The sequence below is a fragment of the Roseateles sp. P5_E1 genome, from assembly GCF_054049335.1.
Genome location: NZ_JBFUMN010000030.1, coordinates 67,762 through 85,535 on the forward strand (window position 1 = coordinate 67,762; position 17,774 = coordinate 85,535).

Annotated in this window: 20 protein-coding genes; 14 read left to right on the plus strand and 6 right to left on the minus strand. The window is 67.5% G+C overall.

Translation table 11 applies throughout. The features are described from left to right. Window positions 1-2: 2 nt before the first annotated feature. On the minus strand, window positions 3-824 hold the full coding sequence (gene map / locus ACXJKJ_RS20095; protein ID WP_056193392.1) for a type I methionyl aminopeptidase: 822 nt from the start codon (window positions 822-824) through the stop codon (window positions 3-5). 12 nt (window positions 825-836) lie between these two features. Beyond that, entirely contained in the window at window positions 837-1,661 is an 825-nt protein-coding gene (locus ACXJKJ_RS20100; protein ID WP_056193396.1) for an undecaprenyl-diphosphate phosphatase, read from the minus strand. A 118-nt stretch (window positions 1,662-1,779) separates the two neighbouring features. Here ACXJKJ_RS20100 and ACXJKJ_RS20105 point away from each other — a divergent pair, with 118 nt between their 5' ends. The 3 genes from ACXJKJ_RS20105 to ACXJKJ_RS20115 all read left to right on the plus strand — a co-directional run bounded on the left by ACXJKJ_RS20105 (window position 1,780) and on the right by ACXJKJ_RS20115 (window position 4,605). Then, window positions 1,780-2,415 (plus strand): TetR/AcrR family transcriptional regulator, encoded by a 636-nt coding sequence (locus ACXJKJ_RS20105; RefSeq protein WP_235531847.1) that lies wholly within the window; start codon window positions 1,780-1,782, stop codon window positions 2,413-2,415. A gap of 47 nt (window positions 2,416-2,462) precedes the next feature. Next, window positions 2,463-3,116, plus strand: a complete 654-nt coding sequence (locus ACXJKJ_RS20110) for a protein-L-isoaspartate O-methyltransferase family protein (protein ID WP_457391845.1) — start codon at window positions 2,463-2,465, stop codon at window positions 3,114-3,116. A gap of 142 nt (window positions 3,117-3,258) precedes the next feature. Next, window positions 3,259-4,605, plus strand: a complete 1,347-nt coding sequence (locus tag ACXJKJ_RS20115) for a TolC family outer membrane protein (protein ID WP_056193398.1) — start codon at window positions 3,259-3,261, stop codon at window positions 4,603-4,605. Between the two features lie 19 nt (window positions 4,606-4,624). Here ACXJKJ_RS20115 and ACXJKJ_RS20120 read toward each other — a convergent pair whose 3' ends face one another. Continuing rightward, on the minus strand, window positions 4,625-5,134 hold the full coding sequence (locus ACXJKJ_RS20120) for an Lrp/AsnC family transcriptional regulator (protein ID WP_457391846.1): 510 nt from the start codon (window positions 5,132-5,134) through the stop codon (window positions 4,625-4,627). Between the two features lie 108 nt (window positions 5,135-5,242). Here ACXJKJ_RS20120 and yedA point away from each other — a divergent pair, with 108 nt between their 5' ends. Then, window positions 5,243-6,142, plus strand: a complete 900-nt coding sequence (yedA, locus tag ACXJKJ_RS20125; RefSeq protein ID WP_056193491.1) for a drug/metabolite exporter YedA — start codon at window positions 5,243-5,245, stop codon at window positions 6,140-6,142. Here yedA and ACXJKJ_RS20130 read toward each other — a convergent pair. Further along, window positions 6,139-6,927, minus strand: a complete 789-nt coding sequence (locus ACXJKJ_RS20130; protein ID WP_457391847.1) for an MBL fold metallo-hydrolase — start codon at window positions 6,925-6,927, stop codon at window positions 6,139-6,141. The two genes, yedA and ACXJKJ_RS20130, sit on opposite strands and share 4 nt — an antisense overlap. 56 nt (window positions 6,928-6,983) lie before the next feature. Between ACXJKJ_RS20130 and ACXJKJ_RS20135 the strand changes: the two genes are divergently transcribed. The 5 genes from ACXJKJ_RS20135 to ACXJKJ_RS20155 are packed head-to-tail and all read left to right on the plus strand — an operon-like array spanning window position 6,984 to window position 9,762. Beyond that, a complete protein-coding gene (locus ACXJKJ_RS20135) occupies window positions 6,984-7,307 on the plus strand; it encodes an ArsR/SmtB family transcription factor (protein WP_056193408.1) in 324 nt (107 codons plus the stop codon). Further along, window positions 7,304-7,732, plus strand: a complete 429-nt coding sequence (locus tag ACXJKJ_RS20140; protein ID WP_056193411.1) for a YeeE/YedE family protein — start codon at window positions 7,304-7,306, stop codon at window positions 7,730-7,732. The genes ACXJKJ_RS20135 and ACXJKJ_RS20140 overlap by 4 nt, the downstream gene beginning before the upstream one ends. Further along, entirely contained in the window at window positions 7,729-8,127 is a 399-nt protein-coding gene (locus ACXJKJ_RS20145) for a DUF6691 family protein (protein WP_457391849.1), read from the plus strand. Before ACXJKJ_RS20140 ends, ACXJKJ_RS20145 begins: the two co-directional genes overlap by 4 nt. A 16-nt stretch (window positions 8,128-8,143) precedes the next feature. Further along, a complete protein-coding gene (gene yaaA / locus ACXJKJ_RS20150) occupies window positions 8,144-8,923 on the plus strand; it encodes a peroxide stress protein YaaA (RefSeq protein WP_457391851.1) in 780 nt (259 codons plus the stop codon). Continuing rightward, window positions 8,920-9,762: a 2OG-Fe(II) oxygenase gene (locus ACXJKJ_RS20155; protein ID WP_457391853.1), complete on the plus strand. Its 843-nt coding sequence runs from the start codon at window positions 8,920-8,922 to the stop codon at window positions 9,760-9,762. The genes yaaA and ACXJKJ_RS20155 overlap by 4 nt, the downstream gene beginning before the upstream one ends. Here ACXJKJ_RS20155 and ACXJKJ_RS20160 read toward each other — a convergent pair whose 3' ends face one another. Together ACXJKJ_RS20160 and ACXJKJ_RS20165 are read right to left on the minus strand one after the other, a co-directional pair. Further along, window positions 9,763-10,725 (minus strand): DUF3667 domain-containing protein, encoded by a 963-nt coding sequence (locus ACXJKJ_RS20160; RefSeq protein ID WP_457391855.1) that lies wholly within the window; start codon window positions 10,723-10,725, stop codon window positions 9,763-9,765. It abuts the gene before it with no gap. Continuing rightward, window positions 10,722-11,276, minus strand: coding sequence for a LuxR C-terminal-related transcriptional regulator (locus ACXJKJ_RS20165; RefSeq protein ID WP_056193421.1), 555 nt, complete (start codon window positions 11,274-11,276; stop codon window positions 10,722-10,724). The genes ACXJKJ_RS20160 and ACXJKJ_RS20165 overlap by 4 nt, the downstream gene beginning before the upstream one ends. A gap of 78 nt (window positions 11,277-11,354) precedes the next feature. On the opposite strand from ACXJKJ_RS20165, the gene ACXJKJ_RS20170 reads away from it, so the two are divergent. From ACXJKJ_RS20170 to ACXJKJ_RS20190, 5 genes are all read left to right on the plus strand, one after another. Further along, window positions 11,355-12,062 carry a CoA transferase subunit A gene (locus ACXJKJ_RS20170; protein ID WP_457391856.1) on the plus strand — a complete coding sequence of 236 codons (708 nt, stop codon included), beginning with the start codon at window positions 11,355-11,357 and terminating at the stop codon, window positions 12,060-12,062. A gap of 1 nt (window position 12,063) precedes the next feature. Continuing rightward, entirely contained in the window at window positions 12,064-12,702 is a 639-nt protein-coding gene (locus ACXJKJ_RS20175) for a 3-oxoacid CoA-transferase subunit B (RefSeq protein ID WP_457391858.1), read from the plus strand. A 104-nt stretch (window positions 12,703-12,806) separates the two neighbouring features. Then, window positions 12,807-14,537 (plus strand): DUF1800 domain-containing protein, encoded by a 1,731-nt coding sequence (locus ACXJKJ_RS20180; RefSeq protein ID WP_457391859.1) that lies wholly within the window; start codon window positions 12,807-12,809, stop codon window positions 14,535-14,537. Between the two features lie 10 nt (window positions 14,538-14,547). Continuing rightward, window positions 14,548-15,924 (plus strand): DUF1501 domain-containing protein, encoded by a 1,377-nt coding sequence (locus ACXJKJ_RS20185; protein ID WP_457391861.1) that lies wholly within the window; start codon window positions 14,548-14,550, stop codon window positions 15,922-15,924. 27 nt (window positions 15,925-15,951) lie between these two features. After that, window positions 15,952-17,712: a gamma-glutamyltransferase family protein gene (locus ACXJKJ_RS20190; RefSeq protein ID WP_457391862.1), complete on the plus strand. Its 1,761-nt coding sequence runs from the start codon at window positions 15,952-15,954 to the stop codon at window positions 17,710-17,712. The last annotated feature ends 62 nt before the right edge of the window (window positions 17,713-17,774 follow it).

The window sequence follows — 17,774 nt, forward strand, 5'->3', positions numbered from 1 at the left end:
GCTTACGCGGTCGCCGCAGCGGCCTGCGTGATGAAGGCGGGCGGCGGTGGGCTGCCGGCCGACAGCGTCATGACCTCGTAGCCGGTGTCGGTGACGAGGATGGTGTGCTCCCACTGGGCGGAAAGCGAGCGATCCTTGGTGACGATGGTCCAGCCATCGCCCATCTCGCGGATCTCGCGGCGGCCGGCGTTGATCATGGGCTCGATGGTGAACATCATGCCGGGCACGAGTTCGTCCAACGTGCCGGGGCGGCCATAGTGCAGCACCTGCGGCTCCTCATGGAAGACTTGGCCGATGCCGTGGCCGCAGAACTCGCGCACGATGGAGAAGCCGGCGTTCTCGGCAAAGGTCTGGATGGCGTGGCCGATGTCGCCCAGGCGCGCGCCGGGCTTGACCTTGGCGATGCCCTTCCACATGGCCTCGTAGGTGAAGGCGCACAGCCGCTTGGCCGCAATGGAGCCCTCGCCGACGACGAACATGCGGCTGGTGTCGCCATGCCAGCCGTCCTTGATGACGGTGACGTCGATATTGACGATGTCGCCGTTCTTCAGCGGCTTGTCATTCGGGATGCCGTGGCAGACCTGGCTGTTGACCGAGGTGCAGATCGACTTGGGGTAGGGGATGTAGCCGGGCGGGCAGTAGTTCAGCGGCGCCGGGATGCCCTGCTGTACGTTGACGATGTGGTCGTGCGCGAGCTTGTCCAGCTCGTTGGTGGTGACGCCCGGCTTGACGTGCGCCGTGAGCATGTCGAGCACTTCGGACGCCAGGCGCCCGGCGATGCGCATGCCTTCGACATCGGCTGCGGTCTTGATCGTGATGGCCATGACCTAATTATCTCAGTCCGCCCAGATAACCGTACCGGTCAGCCAGGTTGCCAGCACGACGACGCCGAAGGCGATGCGATACCAGGCAAACGGCACGAAGTTGTGGGTGGCCACGTAGCGCAGCAGCCAGCGCACGCAGGCCCAGGCGGCCAGGAAGCTGACGATGAAACCGACGGCGAACATCGGCGCGTCGGCCATGGACAGCGCGTGGCGCTCCTTCCACAGGCTGTAGCCGCCGGCGGAGATCAGCGTCGGGATGGCCAGGAAAAAGGAGAAGTCGGTCGCCGCCTTGCGCGACAGGCCCAGCAGCATGCCGCCAATGATGGTGGCGCCCGAGCGGCTGGTGCCGGGGATCATGCCCAGGCATTGCACGAGACCGACCTTGAGGGCGTCCAGCGCCGTCATGTCRTCCACGCTCTGCACGCGGGCCACCGGCTGGGCGCGTTTTTCCACCCACAGGATGATCAGCGCGCCGACGATGAAGGCGCCGGCGACGACGGGCGCGTTGAACAGATGCGCCTTGATGGCCTTGTAGACCGTCAGACCGACCAGGCCGGCTGGCAGGAAGCCGATGGCGATGTTGGCGACGAAGCGCTGCTGCTTGGCGCTGTTGGTGATGCCGCCCAGGGCCTCGCGGATGCGCGCCCAGTAGACGATCAGCACGGCCAGGATGGCGCCGCTCTGGATGGCGATGTCGAAGACCTTGGACTTGGCATCCGTCATGCCCAGCAGGCTGCCGGTCAGGATCAGATGGCCCGTGGACGAGACGGGCAGGAACTCGGTCAGTCCCTCGACGATGCCCATGACGGCGGCTTTGATCAGCAGGATGACATCCACGTAACGGCTCCGGGGGCGAACAAAGCCGCGCAGTGTAGCCAGCGGGCAGGGCGTGCCCTTGCCGCTGCGTGGCCCGGCGGGCTACATTACTGACCCTCCGGTCATTAACTTCGCCATCTTGGCCACCGCCACCCCCCGCCAACGCCGCAAGGACGCCCGCCCGCAGGAGCTGCTGGACGCCGCCCTGGCGCTCTTCGTCGAGAAGGGCTTCGCCGCCACGCGCAGCGAGGAAATCGCGGCGCGTGCCGGCGTGGCCAAGGGCACGCTCTACCGCTACTACCCCAGCAAGGACGAGCTCTTCAAGGCCATGGTGCGCGACAACCTGTCCGTGCACATCGCCGAATCGGCGGCCCAGGCGGCGCTGTACCAGGGCTCCATCGCCGAGCTGCTGAGCCAGATGATGCAGGCCTGGTGGGCCAAGGTCGGCCATGGCAATGCCGGTGTCGTCTGCAAGATCATGATGGTCGAGGCGCGCAACTTCCCCGAGCTGGCGCGTTTCTATGTGGAGGAGGTCATCCGGCCGTCCCAGGCGCTGATCGGGGGCCTCATCGAGCGCGGCATCCGCACCGGCGAGTTCCGCGCCGTGCCCGTCGAAGCCACGGTGCACATGCTGATCGCACCCATGCTGCACATGCTGCTGCACGAGCATTCCTTCGGCGAGCACGACATCTGCCACCAGACCATGGGTGCTGAGGAGCTGCTGGACGCCCAGATGTCGCTGCTGCTGCACGGCTTGCTCGCCACACCGGGCTGACCTCTAGAATTTTGCTTTTTGCCGTCGACCGCGCCTCGGAGAACAAGATGAACCTCGAACAAGTCCGCTTCAACATGATCGAGCAGCAGATCCGGCCCTGGGATGTGCTCGACCCCAGCGTGCTGGAGCTGTTGCGCGTGGTGCACCGCGAGGACTTCGTGCCCGAAGCCCACAGGCTGCAAGCCTTTGTCGACACCGAGCTGCCGCTCACAGCCACGCGTCGCATGCTGGCACCCAAGGTGGAGGCCCGGCTGCTGCAGGAACTCAAGGTGCAGCGCCACGAGAAGGTGCTGGAGATCGGCGCCGCCACGGGTCACCTGGCCGCGCTGCTGGGCCACAAGGCGCAGCGCGTCATTGCGCTGGAGGCCGATGCCGGCCTGGCTGCCGCCGCTGCGGCCAACCTGAAGCGCGCCGGCGTGCTGAACGCCACGGTGCTGAACCAGGACGGCGCCGCGGGGCTGCCGGCTGAGGAACCCTTCGACGTGATCCTGCTGTCCGGCTCGGTCGCGTCGGTGCCCCAGGCCTTGCTGAACCAGCTCAAGGTCGGCGGGCGCCTGGCGGCAATCGTCGGCGAGGTGCCTGTCATGCGCGCCGTGCTGGTTACGCGCACGGGCGCAAGCGACTTCCGCACCGTCGAGATGTTTGACACGGTGGCCGGGCGCCTGCCGGGTTTCGCCGAAGCGCCGGCGTTCAGCTTCTAAGCCAGGCCGGATGCAGCCCGTCGCCGTAAAACGACCGTTGCTCCCCGTTTGGGCGCAGGTCGTCACATGGCTTCAGTCACCGGCGGGCTTTGCCTCTATAAACCCGGCCGCGCTCACTACATTGCCCAAGTCAAGGAATTCCATGCCCTTCGTCACAGCCCCCCGCCTGATCCTGCAACCGCTGGCCATCGCCGCCAGCCTCCTGCTCGCCGGCGTGGCCCAGGCCCAGAGCCTGCAGGAGCTCTATGACGCTGCGAGGGGCTATGACGCGACTTATCTGGCGACCCGCAACAGCGCCGACGCGGCTGCGGCGCGCGCTGCCCAGGCCGAGGCACTGATCCGGCCGTCGCTCTATCTGTCCGGTTCGGGCACCGTGGCGCAAACCGACCCGCCTTCGTCTGCGAGCTTCAATACGAGGACATTGACGGCTGGCCTGCAGGGAAAATATTCCGTCTACAACGCGAGCAATATTCCGACCATTGACAAGGCCCGCCGAGCCTATGCGGTCGCTCAGGCCGATCTGGACCTGGCCGAACAGGACCTCATCGTCCGGCTGGCCACGGCCTATTTCGATGTGCTGGCCGCCAAGGACACGCTGACGACGTCGCGCGCCAACAAGGCAGGCATCTCCGAGCAACTGGCCTCGGCCAAGCGCAACTTCGAGGTTGGCACCGCCACGATCACCGACACGCGCGAAGCCCAGGCCCGCTATGACCTGGCAGTGGCTCAGGAGCTGAAAGCCGACAACGATCTGCGCGTCGCGCGCGTCACGCTGGACCAGTTCGTCGGCCGCGTCGGCGTCGAGCCCAAGAGCCTGGCGGTGCCGGTCGCCCTGCCGGCCCTGCCCAGCGACAACGTCGACACCTGGGTCGCGACAGCCGATGACCAGCATCCAGGCGTGCGCAAGGCGCGGTTGGGCCTGGAAATGGCACAGCTCGATACGCAGATCGCCCGGGCTGGCGAAAAGCCGACGCTGGACGCCAGCGCCACCCTGGGTGGCCAGAACCAGCACAACAGCCTGGGTGGCATTGCAGCTGCGCAGGCCGGAGCCGGCACCTCCAAGAACGCCAGCATCGGCCTGACCTTGAGCTATCCGCTCTACACCGGCGGCGCGACGCAGAACCGCATCAAGGAAACCCTGGTGCTGGAGGACAGGGCCCGCAATGACTTTGACTTTGCCCGTCGCAAGGTCGCCGAGGACACGCGCCGCGCCTTCTTCGGCGTGCAGTCGCTGAAGGCCCAGGTTGGCGCCTACGAGGCTGCCGAGTCGTCCACCAAGCTGGCTCTGGAAGCCACCCAACTGGGTTACAAGGTCGGTGTGCGCGTGAACCTGGACGTTCTGAACGCCCAGACCCAGCTCTACACGACCCAGCGTGACCTGGCCAAGGCACGCTATGACGTCGTCGTCAACAGCCTCAGGCTGCGCCAGGCCTCGGGGCAACTGCGCCCCGAAGATGTGGCCGCTGCCAACGGCTTGCTCGCGCGCTGAGAGCCTGGTTCCTCTTTCATCAAGCCCCGCTACGGCGGGGCTTTTTGTTGGCCGCGGCCAGTGGCGGCGGGGGCTCGGGCTCGGCCGCCGACAGGGGCTTGAGCGGCGCATGCTCGCGCAGCGCACGCAGGATGATGGCCGTTGAGGTCGGAGCCTGCTGGCAGAAGCGCGACAGCACCGCCTTCAAGTGGGCGACGTCACGCACGGCGATCTCGAAAATCCAGCTGTCCTCCCCGGTGACGTCATAGGCGGTCAGCACTTCCGGGCTGGATTCCAGCGCGCGCAGCAGCAGCGGCTCGTCCATGCTCTCGATGCGGATGACGGCACGGATCGCGTAGCCGAGCTTGCCGGCGTCCACGACCGCCCGGTAGCCGCGGATGACGCCGCCTTCCTCCAGCTTGCGCACTCGCTCGGTCACGGCCGGCTGGCTCAGGTGCACGCGCCGGCCCAGCTCGGCCATGGTCAGGCGGGCGTCGGCCTGCAATTCCGCCAGGATGCGATGGTCATGCTGATCGAGCTCGATGGCCATGAAATTCTCTAGAAGTCGACGGAATGTTCTTGAATATTAAGGCGAAGTGCTGGCGCAACCTTCAAGTACCCATGTCATGAAAGAGCCGAAATTTCTACGATGCCGGCCATGAACACGACGACGCTGCCCCTCAAGAATGCCCCCGGTTTGAGCCCTTTGCTGCTGCTCTGCCTGGCCGCCACCTGGCTGGTCTGGGGCTCGACCTATCTGGCCATCAAGATCGCGCTGATCAGCCTGCCGCCCTTCTTCCAGATGGGCAGCCGTTTTCTCGTCGCCGGCGTGCTGCTGGCGGGCTGGATGCGCTGGCGCGGCGCGCCATGGCCGAGCCGGCGCCAGTGGCTGCATGCCCTCGTCATCGGCGGGCTGATGCTGGGCGGCGGCATGGGTGGCACGGCCACGGCCGAGCAGACCGTGGGCTCGGGCCTCGTCGTCGCCTTCATTGCCGTGATGCCGCTGATGATTGCCGGCCTCAACCTGCTGTGGGGCGAGAAACCGACCCGGCTGGAATCGGCGGGCATCGCCCTCGGCCTGGTGGGCGTGCTGCTGCTGACGCAGGGCCAGGGCTTTGGCGCATCGCCCGCCGGCCTGGTAGCCATCAGCGTGGCCTGCGCGAGCTGGGCGGTGGGCAGCGTGCTGTCACAGCGCAGCCTGCCACTGGCGCCGGGCGCCATGGGCTTTGCCAGCGAGATGYTGGCCGGTGGCCTTCTGCTGATGGGCTTGAGCCTGGTGAGCGGCGAGACCTTGCCCGGCCATATCGAGCCACAAGCGCTGTGGGCCTGGGCCTATCTGGTCGTGTTCGGCTCGCTGGTCGCCTTCAATGCCTACATGGTGCTGCTGGCGCAGGCCTCGGCGGGCCTGGCGTCGAGCTATTCCTTCGTCAACCCCGTCATTGCCATGCTGCTTGGCGTCACGCTGGCCGGCGAGCAGATCAGCGGCCACGAGTGGCTGGCCGCGGGCATCGTCCTCGTGGGTGTCGTGCTGCTGCTGATGGGGCGGGCGAGGGCCTAGCCACCCGCGCGGATATTGGCCTGCAGGGCCGGCTGCATCAGCCGGGGCGCGGCCAGCGTCGCATCGCGCGCCTGGCGCATCGCGACGAACTCGGCTTCACTGACGCCGTCATGCGCGTGAATGTTGGCGGCGCGCTGCTCGGCCACTGTCGTTTCCCAGCGCGCCTGGCGGCCGACCGGGTAGTCGTGGCAGACGAAGAGGCGGGTCTCGGGCGGCAGGGTCAGAAGCCGGCGGATCGAGCGGTAGAGCGCGGCGGCGTCACCGCCGGGAAAGTCGGCACGGGCGCTGCCGCCGTCGGGCATGAAGAGGGTGTCGCCGATGAACACGGCGTCCTCGATGCGGTAGGCGAGGTCGGCTGGCGTGTGCCCGGGCACGAGCAGGGCGGTGGCCTCGATGCTGCCGATGCGGAATGACTCGCCGTCGCGCAGCAGGCGGTCGAAGCCGTCTTCTTCAGAGGGCCAGCCGCGCAGGCGGCCCAGCGTGGCTTGCATTTCGCGGGTGTGCTCGCCGATGGCGATCAGCCCGCCTGCTCGGGTGCGCAGGTACCGAGCGGCAGAGACATGGTCGGCGTGGACATGGGTCTCGAGGATCCACTGCAAGGTGAGACCTTGCTCGCGCAGATGCACGAGCAGCATGTCTGCGCTGAGCGTGCTGGTGCTGCCGGCGGCAAGGTCGTAGTCCAGTACCGGGTCGATGACGGCCGCCTGGCGCGTGGTCGGATCGCTCACGACATAGCTGACCGTTCCGGTGACGGCGTCGTGGAAGCCCTGGATGGCGACAGTCATGGGGAATGGCCGGCGATGGAGAAGGCATGATTATATCGATTGATATAATGTTTGCCATGCCGAGACCCCCCACCCTCGATGTCCAGACCCTGCGCCAGGCAGCAGGCGAGGCCGTCGCTGCCCTGAAGGCCCTGGGCAATCCCGAGCGCCTGTTGTTGCTGTGCCAGATGTCCCAGGGCGAGATCAGCGTTGCCGATCTGGAGGCCCTGCTCGACATCCACCAACCGACGCTGTCGCAGCAGCTGGGCGTGCTGCGCCGCGAGGGCATGGTGGCCACGCGGCGCGAGGGCCGGAATGTTTTCTACAGCGTGGCCGATCCGCGCTTGCTGGCGCTGCTGCGCACCCTCTACACGCAGTACTGCCCGAAGGAGAACACATGACCGTGGACTGGCCTGCCTTCACACCGTGGCCCGCCCTGGCTGGTGGCCTGCTTGTCGGCCTGGCCGTCGCAGTGCTGGTGCTGGGAGCGGGTCGCATTGCCGGCATCAGCGGCATCGTCGGCGGACTGCTGCGGCCGTTAGCCGGTGACCGCGCCTGGCGCGTGGCCTTCCTGGCCGGGCTGCTGGTGTCGCCGTGGATCTTTGTGCTGTTCGCGGGCCTGCCACGGCCGCGCATCGACGCCGCTTGGAGCACGCTGCTGGTAGCCGGCCTGCTGGTCGGCATCGGCACGCGATATGGCGCTGGCTGCACCAGCGGTCATGGCGTCTGCGGCCTTTCGCGGCTGTCGCCGCGCTCTGCGGTTGCGACAGTCGCGTTCATGGCGGCTGGTTTCGCGACCGTCTTCGTGCTGAGGCATTTGCTGTGAAGAAAGTGCTGATCGCCGCGTTCGCGGGCCTGTTGTTCGGGCTGGGGCTGATCGTGTCTGGCATGGCATCCCCGAGCAAGGTGCTGGGCTTTCTGGACCTGGCAGGCGCTTGGGACCCCTCGCTGGCCTTTGTCATGGCGGGCGCCATCGCGATCGGTTTGCCGGCCTTCGCGTGGGCACGCCGGGCCAACGTGCAGTTGCCAGATGCAACGCGCATCGACCGCCGCCTCGTCGGTGGCAGCCTGTTGTTCGGCATCGGCTGGGGCCTGGTTGGCCTGTGTCCCGGCCCGGCCTTGGTCGTGCTGGGCCTGGGCGATGCCAAGGCGCTCGGCTTCGTCGCGGCGATGCTGGCCGGCATGGCGATCTTCGAGGTGCTGGAGCGCCGAAAAGCATGAGACAAAATCCGCGCCCATGCTGTTTCTGCTCTCGCCCGCCAAGTCCCTCGATTACGACACGCCGACGCCGCCCGAACTGGCGCCGGCACTGACCCGCCCACAGTTCCTCGACGACACCGCCAGCCTCATCGACCTCCTGCGCACCAAGAGCGTGGACGATGTGCGCGGGCTGATGGACCTGTCCGAGCCGCTGGCTCAGCTCAATGTCGACCGGTACAAAGCCTGGCGCCCGCGCTTCACCGAGCACAACAGCAAACCGGCCGTGCTGGCCTTCAACGGCGATGTCTACGACGGGCTGGACGCCAAGACGCTGTCCGCCGACGACATCGCCTGGGCTCAAGTGCATGTGCGCATGCTGTCAGGTCTCTACGGCATCCTGCGGCCACTGGACCGCATGCAGCCCTATCGCCTGGAGATGGGCACCCGCCTGGCCGGCGAGCACGGCGCCAGCCTCTACGACTATTGGGGCGACCGCCTGGCCTTGCACCTGAACAAGCTGGCCCGGGGTGAGAAGGCGCCGGTCATCGTCAACCTCGCTTCGCAGGAATACTTCCGTGCCGCCGACCGCAAGGCGCTCAAGCCCAGGGTCGTCGACTGCCAGTTCGAGGACTGGAAGAACGGCGAGTACAAGATCATCAGCTTCTTCGCCAAGCGCGCCCGTGGCCTGATGGCGCGCTACGCCATCCAGCAGCGCCTCGAAACACCTGAGGCGCTGAAAAACTTCAACCTGGACGGTTATCGTCTTGCCCCTGAGGTGTCTTCCCCCGACCGACTCGTCTTCCGCCGCAAGTCATGAGCCAACAAGTCATCACCCCCGAGCTGTGTGAATGGATCACTGAGCAGAGCCGCGCCGGCCATGCGTCCGAAAGCATCCTGGCTGCGATGCTGGGCAGCGGCTGGGATGAGGCAATAGCCCGCGAGGCGCTGGCGCGCACCCTGGGGGAGGTGGCCACCCTGACGCCGCCGCCGGGCGCGACGGTGGGTCTGCCCGAGCCCGACCTGAGCCGCTTCGCGCCTGTCCTCAACGCCGGCGACCGCCAGGTCAAGGTGCTGATGGCCCTGCGCCAGCCGCGCGTCATCGTCTTCGGCGACCTGCTGTCCGAGGAAGAGTGCGACGGCATCATGGCCCTGGCCAAGAAGCGCCTGGCGCGCTCCGAGACCGTGGCCACCGGCAGCGAGGGCAGCGAGGTGAACGCCGCGCGCACCAGCGACGGCATGTTCTTCGAGCGCTGCGAGACCGAACTGATTCGCACCCTCGAGGCGCGCGTTGCCACACTGCTGCGCTGGCCGCTGGACCACGGTGAGGGCCTGCAGGTGCTGCACTACCGCCCGGGCGCCGAGTACCAGCCGCATTACGACTACTTCGACCCCGGCCACATCAGCACGCCGGCCATCCTGAAGCGCGGCGGCCAGCGCGTCGCCACGCTGGTCATCTACCTGAACACGCCCACCGCCGGCGGCTCGACCATCTTCCCGGACATCGGCCTGGACGTCGCGCCCGTCAAGGGCAATGCCGTCTTCTTCAGCTACGACCGACCCCACCCCGCCACGCAGACCCTGCATGGCGGCTCGCCGGTGCTGGAGGGTGAGAAATGGGTGGCCACCAAATGGCTGCGCCAGGGCGTATTCACCTGATCACGCGGTGACGATGATCAGCCCCGCCAGGGTCAGCGCCACGCTGCCCAGCAACACGAAATAGAAGCTGCTGAGCACGACCCCGCGCCAGACCGCGCCCCAACGGCTCAGGCCATAGACGCGCCGCATCGCGACAAGGCCGTGGCCGAAGACGGCGAACATCATCAAGCCCTCGAGGCTGGCCGCCATCGCGATCAACAGCGCCAGGAACCAGAAACTGTGGCTGTGCAGCGAGAACACGAAATGCTCGGCGTAGCGCCGTCCGCTGCCTGCAAACGCCATCAGCAGCAGCGCAGCGAAAATGGGCTGCATGGCCAGCATCGCGTAGGGAGCCAGGCCCCGTGCGCGGGCCTTCCATTGCTCGAAGGGAATTGACTCGGCCTTGTTGAACAGACCGGTCAGCCAACGCTCGCGATTGGTGCAGGTTTCAGGCCGCGCCAGATCGCATTCGCCGAGCTTGGAGCTGACCTTGATGCCGCCCTCTGCGGCGCTGGCGCCCTTGGCGATGGCGTCAGCCGCCTCGGCGGCCTGCTTCGGCGTCATGTTGGGCTTGACGCGCACAGTCACCGGCTTGCCGCGCTCGGCGACGACGGCGGGCTCGTCCTCCACCGTCTGGGTCGGCCCCTGGGGCAACAGCGCCCAGCCGACGAAGAACACGAAGCTCGCACTCAGGTAGACCCGCAGCGGCAGCACATAGCGGCGCCGCTGACCGTGGAAATAGGCATTGGTCAGATGACCCGGCAGGCAGACCAGCGCCCACAGCGTGCGCCACAGCGGCCCGTCGAAGGCGACGTAGTGCCCCAGGTACTCGGTGAACATCTCGCGCACCGAGGGCGGATGCAGGTCGGTCTCCTGGCCGCAATAGCCGCAGTAGACCGGGCGCGGCGTGGCCAGCGTGAAGTGGCAGTTGCGGCAGTAGGGCAGCTCGGGCGCGCCGTGGCTCTTGGGGCTCGTTGGGCTCATGCGGACAGCAGTTTGTTGATCAGCTCGGGCGTGCTGCCCGCCTGGTATTTCTTCATCAGCCGGCCGCGGTAGATGTCCACCGTGCGCGGGCTGACGCCCAGGCGTCGGCCGATGAGCTTGCTGGTCTGGCCCTCGACGAGCAGGGCGGCGATCTCGCGTTCGCGCGGCGTCAGGTCGGCCGTGATCTGGCGGCGCGCCGACAGATCCTCAAAGCTCCAGATGCCGCGGGCATGCGGGTCGGCCGGGTCCAGCGCGCGGCCGGTCACGTGGCACCAGAACAGCTCGCCGCTACCCAGGCGACGCATGACGCGGTCGTCGGCATAGTGGCCCTGGGCATCCAGGCTGGCGACGATGCGCGCGCCGGTGCGCTCGAACTCGACGGCGCTGGGGTACATGACGGCAAAGCTTTTGCCCAGGAGCTGCTCGCGCGTGGCCGCGAACATCTGCAGCACGCGCTCATTGCAGTCGACGATCTGGCGCTGGGCGGACAGCACCAGGCCGATCGGGGCGAGCTGGAAGGCGCTGCGGTAATCGAGGGCGGCGGGTTCCACTTAGGCGAATTCGCTTAATCGACTTCGGAAGGCGCGCGATAGTACCCTTCGCGCTTCACCCGAAAGGCAGGAGACGGCATGAACAAGGTGTACCCGAGCGCTGAAGAAGCGCTGCGCGGCGTCGTGAAGGACGGGCAGATGCTCGCGGTCGGCGGCTTCGGCCTGTGTGGCATCCCCGAGGCGTTGATCACGGCCCTGCGCGACAGCGGCGTCAAGGACCTGACGGTCATCTCCAACAACGCCGGCGTCGACGGCTTTGGCCTCGGCGCGCTGCTCGTCACGCGCCAGATCAAGAAGATGATCTCCAGTTACGTGGGCGAGAACAAGGAGTTCGAGCGTCAGTACCTGGCCGGTGAGCTGGAGCTTGAATTCACGCCACAAGGCACCTTGGCCGAGAAGATGCGCGCTGGTGGCGCCGGCATCCCGGCCTTCTTTGTGCGCACCGGCGTGGGCACGCTGATCGCCGAGGGCAAGGAATCGCGCGAGTTCGACGGCGAGACCTACATCCTGGAGAAGGCCCTGGTGCCCGACGTCGCGCTGGTCAAGGCCCACAAGGCCGACAAGAGCGGCAACCTCGTGTTCCGTCGCACCGCACGCAACTTCAACCCGGCTGCGGCCATGGCCGGCAAGCTGACGGTTGTCGAGGTCGAGCACCTCGTTGAGACGGGCGAGATCGACCCGGACGACGTGCATCTGCCGGGCATCTATGTGCACCGCATCGTTGTCAATGCCAACCCCGAGAAGCGCATCGAGAAGATGACTCTCAGCCCGAAGAAGGAGGCTTGAGATGGCCTGGACCCAAGATCAGATGGCCGCGCGTGCGGCCCAGGAGCTGGAAGACGGCTTCTACGTCAACCTCGGCATCGGCATCCCGACGCTGGTGGCCAACCATGTGCCGGCCACCAAGGAAGTCTGGCTGCAGAGCGAGAACGGCATGCTGGGCATCGGCCCSTTCCCGACCGAGGACGAGGTCGACGCCGACCTSATCAACGCCGGCAAGCAAACSGTGACCACGCTGCCCGGCAGCAGCATCTTCGGCAGCCACGACAGCTTCGCGATGATCCGCGCCGGCAAGATCAACTTGTCCATCCTGGGCGCCATGCAGGTCAGCGGCAGCGGTGACCTGGCCAACTGGATGATCCCCGGCAAGATGGTCAAGGGCATGGGCGGCGCGATGGACCTCGTCGCCGGCGTCAAGCGCGTCATCGTGCTGATGGAGCATGTGGCCAAGAAGAAGGACGGCAGCGAGGACATGAAGATCATCCCCAGCTGCACGCTGCCGCTGACAGGCGTGGGCGTCGTCGACCGCATCATCACGGACCTCGGCGTCTTCGACGTCGTGCCCGGCGGCATCAAGTTGGTCGAGCTGGCCGAGGGCGTCACGCGTGAACAAGCGCAAAGCAAGACGGGAGTTCCGTTGCTCTGAGGTAAATCAAGCCTCGCATCCCCAGTTCATGGGCCTGAACGGGTCGGCGCAAGCTGGCCCGTTTGCGTTGGGCGGAGCATTCTTCGAACAACAGCGAGGCCACCATGCGCGCACCACCGACGCCTGAAGTCGAGACCATCGCCCCCGCACTCGAGACAAGTGCAGACCTGAATCCCGGCGGCATCGCGGCCGCCGCTACGGCAGCGGCTTTGCTGGCTGCCTGCGGTGGAGGAGGGGGAGGCGATGCGCCGACCCCATCGCCGTCTCCACCGCCTCCGCCGCCACCTCCACCTCCACCCCCACCCCCGCCGCCACCCGGCATCACCGACGCCGAAGCCGCGCGTTTCCTGGCCCAGGCCGGCTTTGCCGCGAGCGCAGCCGACATCGCCACCGTCAAGGCCAATGGCTACGCCGCGTGGCTGGACGCGCAGTTCGCGCTGCCGATCAGCGATGGCCATTTCGACTGGATGGTGGCCAATGGCTATGCCATCGTTGACCACCGCAACGACTTCGGCGGCGCCGACAACACGCTGTGGCGCAAGCTGCTGTCCGCGCCCGATTCGCTGCGCCAGCGCGTTGTGCTGGCCCTGAGCGAGATCTTCGTCATCTCCATGAGCGGCCTGCCCATGCCCTGGCGGGGCTTCGCCATCGCCTGCTATGTGGACATGCTGGAGCAGCGCTGCTTTGGCAGCTACCGCGATCTGCTGAACGCGGTGACGCTGTCCAATGGCATGGGCGTGTATCTCGCCACGCGCGGCAACCTCAAGGAAGACACCAACACTGGCCGCGTCCCCGACGAAAACTACGCCCGCGAGGTCATGCAACTGTTCAGCATCGGCCTCTACCAGCTCAATGCCGACGGCACGCTCAAGCTCGACGGCAGCGGCAAGCCCATCGAAACCTACAGCCAGACCAATATCACCGACCTGGCGCGTGTCTTCACCGGCTGGGACTTCGACAGCTACAGCGGCAGCGACCCGGCTTTCATGAAAAAGCCCATGGTCAACATCGCCTCGCGCTTCTCGACCGGGGCCAAGAAGGTGCTGGACGTCGACATCCCGGCCTCGGCCGACGGCCCGGCCGCATTGAAGATCGCGCTGGACACACTGGCCGCCCATGCCAACGTCGGCCCCTTCATCGGCCGGCAACTGATCCAGCGCCTGGTGGCCTCCGACCCCAGCCCCGCCTATGTCGGCCGCGTCGCCGCCGTCTGGGCCGATAACGGCGCCGGCGTGCGTGGCGACCTCAAAGCCGCTATCAAGGCCATTCTGCTGGACACCGAAGCGCGCACCGCATCCGCCGCTCCGGGTGCCGGCAAGCTGCGCGAACCGTTGCAGCGCTTCATCCAGTGGGGGCGCAGCTTTGGCGCCACCTCACCCAATGGCCTGTGGAACATCGGCAACACGAGCGACTCGGGCACGCGCCTGGGCCAGAGCCCGCTGCGCAGCCCCTCGGTCTTCAACTTCTTCCGCCCCGGCTATGTGCCGCCCAACTCGCAGCTGGGTACGAACGACGTCACGGCGCCTGAGTTCCAGCTCTGCAACGAGAGCACGGTGGCCGGCTACATCAACTACATGCAGAAGGCCATTGCCGACGGCATCAACGATGTGAAGCCCGGCTACGCGGCCGAACTGGCGCTGGCCGGCGACGCGCCGGGCCTGGTTGCCAGCCTCGCGCTGCGCCTGGGCGGCGGTGACATCTCGACGACGACGCAAGCCACCATCGCGACCGCCGTGGCCACCATCTCCGCCGCCAGCGACACCGGCAAGGCCAACCGCGTGCAGGCCGCCATCCTGATGCTGATGGCCTGCCCTGAATATCAAATCCAGAAGTGAGGGGCCGTCCATGAAGCTCAACCGACTCCCCGAACTGCAGCGCCGCGAGTTCCTGCGCCGCGCCGGCGCCCTGGGCATCGCGGGCAGCGCCGCGCCCTGGGCGCTGAACCTCGCCGCACTGGGCGAAGCCGCCGCGGCTACAGCGCCTGGCGACTACAAGGCCCTGGTCTGCGTTTTCCTGTACGGCGGCAACGACCACGGCAACACCCTGGTCCCGTACGACCAGGCCAGCTACAACGCCTATGCCGGCATCCGCCAGACTCTGGCCACGCCGCGCGAGCAACTGGCCGCGACGGCCCTTGCACTGAACGTCGGCGGCCGTCAGATGGCCCTGGCGCCCCAGCTCGGCAAGCTCAAGGGCCTGTGGGACAGCGGGCGTCTCGGCATCCAGCTCAATGTCGGCACCCTGATCCAGCCGACCACGCTGGCCCAGTACAACGCCAAGAACGTGCCGCTGCCGCCCAAGCTGTTTTCGCACAACGACCAGCAGTCCGTCTGGCAGAGCAGCTCGCCCGAGGGCGCCACCTCGGGCTGGGGTGGCCGCATGGGCGACCTCTTCCTGGGCGGCAACGGCACGGCCACCTTCACCTGCATCAATGCCGCGGGCAATGCCGTCTTCATGGCCGGCAAGCAGGCCGTGCAATACCAGGTGTCCACCAGCGGCGCCGTGCCCATCAACGGCATTTTGAAGCCGCTGTACGGCTCCCAGGCCTGCGCCGATGCGCTGCGCGGTCTCATCACCGCCGATCGCACGCACTGGATGGAGGCCGAACTGAACAAGGTCGTCGCGCGTTCCGTCAGCGCCCAGGGCGTCGTCACCGCCGGCCTGGCCGGTGTGCCGGCGCTGCAGACGCCTTTCGACACGGCCAGCGGCCTGTCCGCCCAGCTGCTGATGGTGGCCAAGCTCATCGGCGCTCGCCAGGCCCTGGGTGCGACGCGCCAGGTCTTCTTCGTGTCACTGGGCGGCTTCGACACCCACGATTTCCTGCTCGACGAGCACCCGGGGCTGCTGACCGCTGTCAACGACGCGCTGGCCAGCTTCTACGCGGCCACGGTCGAGCTGGGTGTGGCCAGCCAGGTCACCACCTTCACGGCCAGCGATTTCGGCCGCTCGCTGACCAGCAATGGCGACGGCTCCGACCATGGTTGGGGCAGCCACCATTTCGTGCTCGGCGGGGCGGTGCAGGGCGGCAAATACTGGGGCACGCTGCCCTCGGTCAGCATCAACGGCCCCGACGACGTCGGCCAGGGCCGGTTGCTGCCGACCACGGGTGTGGATCAGCTCGGCGCGACGCTGGCCACCTGGATGGGCGTCGGCGCCGGCGACCTGCCGCGCGTGCTGCCGCAGATCGTCAACTACAGCCAGCGGGATATGGCTTATTTCTGAGTTCGGGGGCGTGCCTAAGATGGCCCCATGCTCCGCCTCCTGACGCCTCTTCTCCTGGCCAGCCTGCTGGCCCCGGCCCATGCCCTCGACCAACCCGAGGCCGCCACCAGCCGCACCGCCAAGCAAGGCGGCCTGACAGCGCCGGCCAAGCGCTTCGCGGTGACGGCGGCCAACCCGCTGGCTGTGGACGCGGGCATCGAGATGCTGAGGGCCGGGGGCTCGGCCGTCGACGCGACCGTGGCCGTGCAGGCCGTGCTCGGCCTTGTCGAGCCCCAGTCCAGCGGCATTGCGGGCGGCGCCTTCCTGATGCATTGGGACGGCAGCCAGGTGCAGACCCTGGACGGCCGCGAGTCCGCGCCGGCCACTGCCACGCCCGAGCTCTTCCTGAAGGCCGACGGCAAGCCCCTGCCCATGCGCGAGGCCATCATGAGCGGCCTGTCCACTGGCGTGCCGGGCGTGCTGGCCATGCTGGCCGAGGCGCACCGCCAGCACGGCAAGCTGCCCTGGGCCAGGCTGTTCGAGCCGGCCATCCGCCTGGCCGAGCAGGGCTTCGCGATCAGTCCGCGGTTGTTCGAGCTGGCCTCGGCCGAGGCGCAGTTGCGAAACGATCCGCAGGCCGGGTCGTACTTTTTCGATGCGACCGGCGCTCCCAAGCCGGTCGGCACCGTGCTGAAGAACCCCGCCTATGCCGCCGTGCTGCGCGGCATTGCCATCAAAGGCCCCAAGGCCTTCTACGAGGGCGCCGTCGCCGAGGACATCGTGCGCCGCGTGAAAGGCCATGCCCGCCCGGGCCTGCTGAGCGCGGCCGACCTGGCGGGCTACAAGGCCTTGGCCCGCCCGCCGCTGTGCAATGACTGGCGCGTCTACCGCATCTGCGGCTTCGGCCCGCCCACCTCGGGCCATCTGACGCTGATGCAAATCCTCGGCCTCCTTGACACCCAACATGCGGCAGTGGCGGCCCAAGGCGTCACGGCGGACTGGATGCATGCCTACGCCGAATCCGCCAAGCTGGCCTTTGCCGACCGTGCCCAGTTCATCGGCGATCCGGCCTATGTCGCCGCGCCGGGCGGTGACTGGCAGAACCTGCTTGCGCCGGTATATCTGAAGCAGCGCGGTGCGCTGATCGGCCCCAAGGCCATGGGCGTGGCCACGGCGGGCCAACCCGCGGCCATCAAGCAGGCCCTGGCGCCCCAGGCCGAGCAACTCGAGGCCGGCACCAGCCAAGTCAGCGTCGTCGATGCCGAAGGCCATGCGGTGGCGATGACGACCAGCGTCGAATCCGCCTTCGGCAGCCGCGTCATGAGTGACGGTGGCACGGGCCTGGCCGGCGGCTTCATGTTGAACAACACGCTGACGGACTTCTCGCTGAACCCGGTGGGCGCCGACGGCAAGCCGGTGGCCAACCGCGTCGAGGCCGGCAAGCGGCCGCGTTCCAGCATGGCGCCGACCTTGGTTTTCGACCGCGACGGCAAGCTCATCATGGTGGCCGGTTCGCCCGGCGGTCCGGTCATCATTCATTACGTCGCCAAGGCCATCACCGGCGCCCTGGCCTGGGGCCTACCGCCCCAGCAGGCGGTGGACCTGCCCAACTTCGGCCATTTCAACTCGGGCCAGCTCATCGTCGAGCGTGGCGCGCTGACGACCGAGCAACTGGCCGACCTGCGCGGTCGTGGCCAGCAAGTAGTCGAGACCGACCTGACCAGCGGCCTGCAGGTGCTGGTGCGGGTCAAGGAAGGTTGGGTCGGCGGCGCCGACCCGCGCCGCGAGGGCGTCGTCCGTGGCGAGTAAGTCGTCCTGCCGCCGCGCGGCATCTTGTCTGACACCGCTGCCCGCTAGCCGCCCACTAGGCT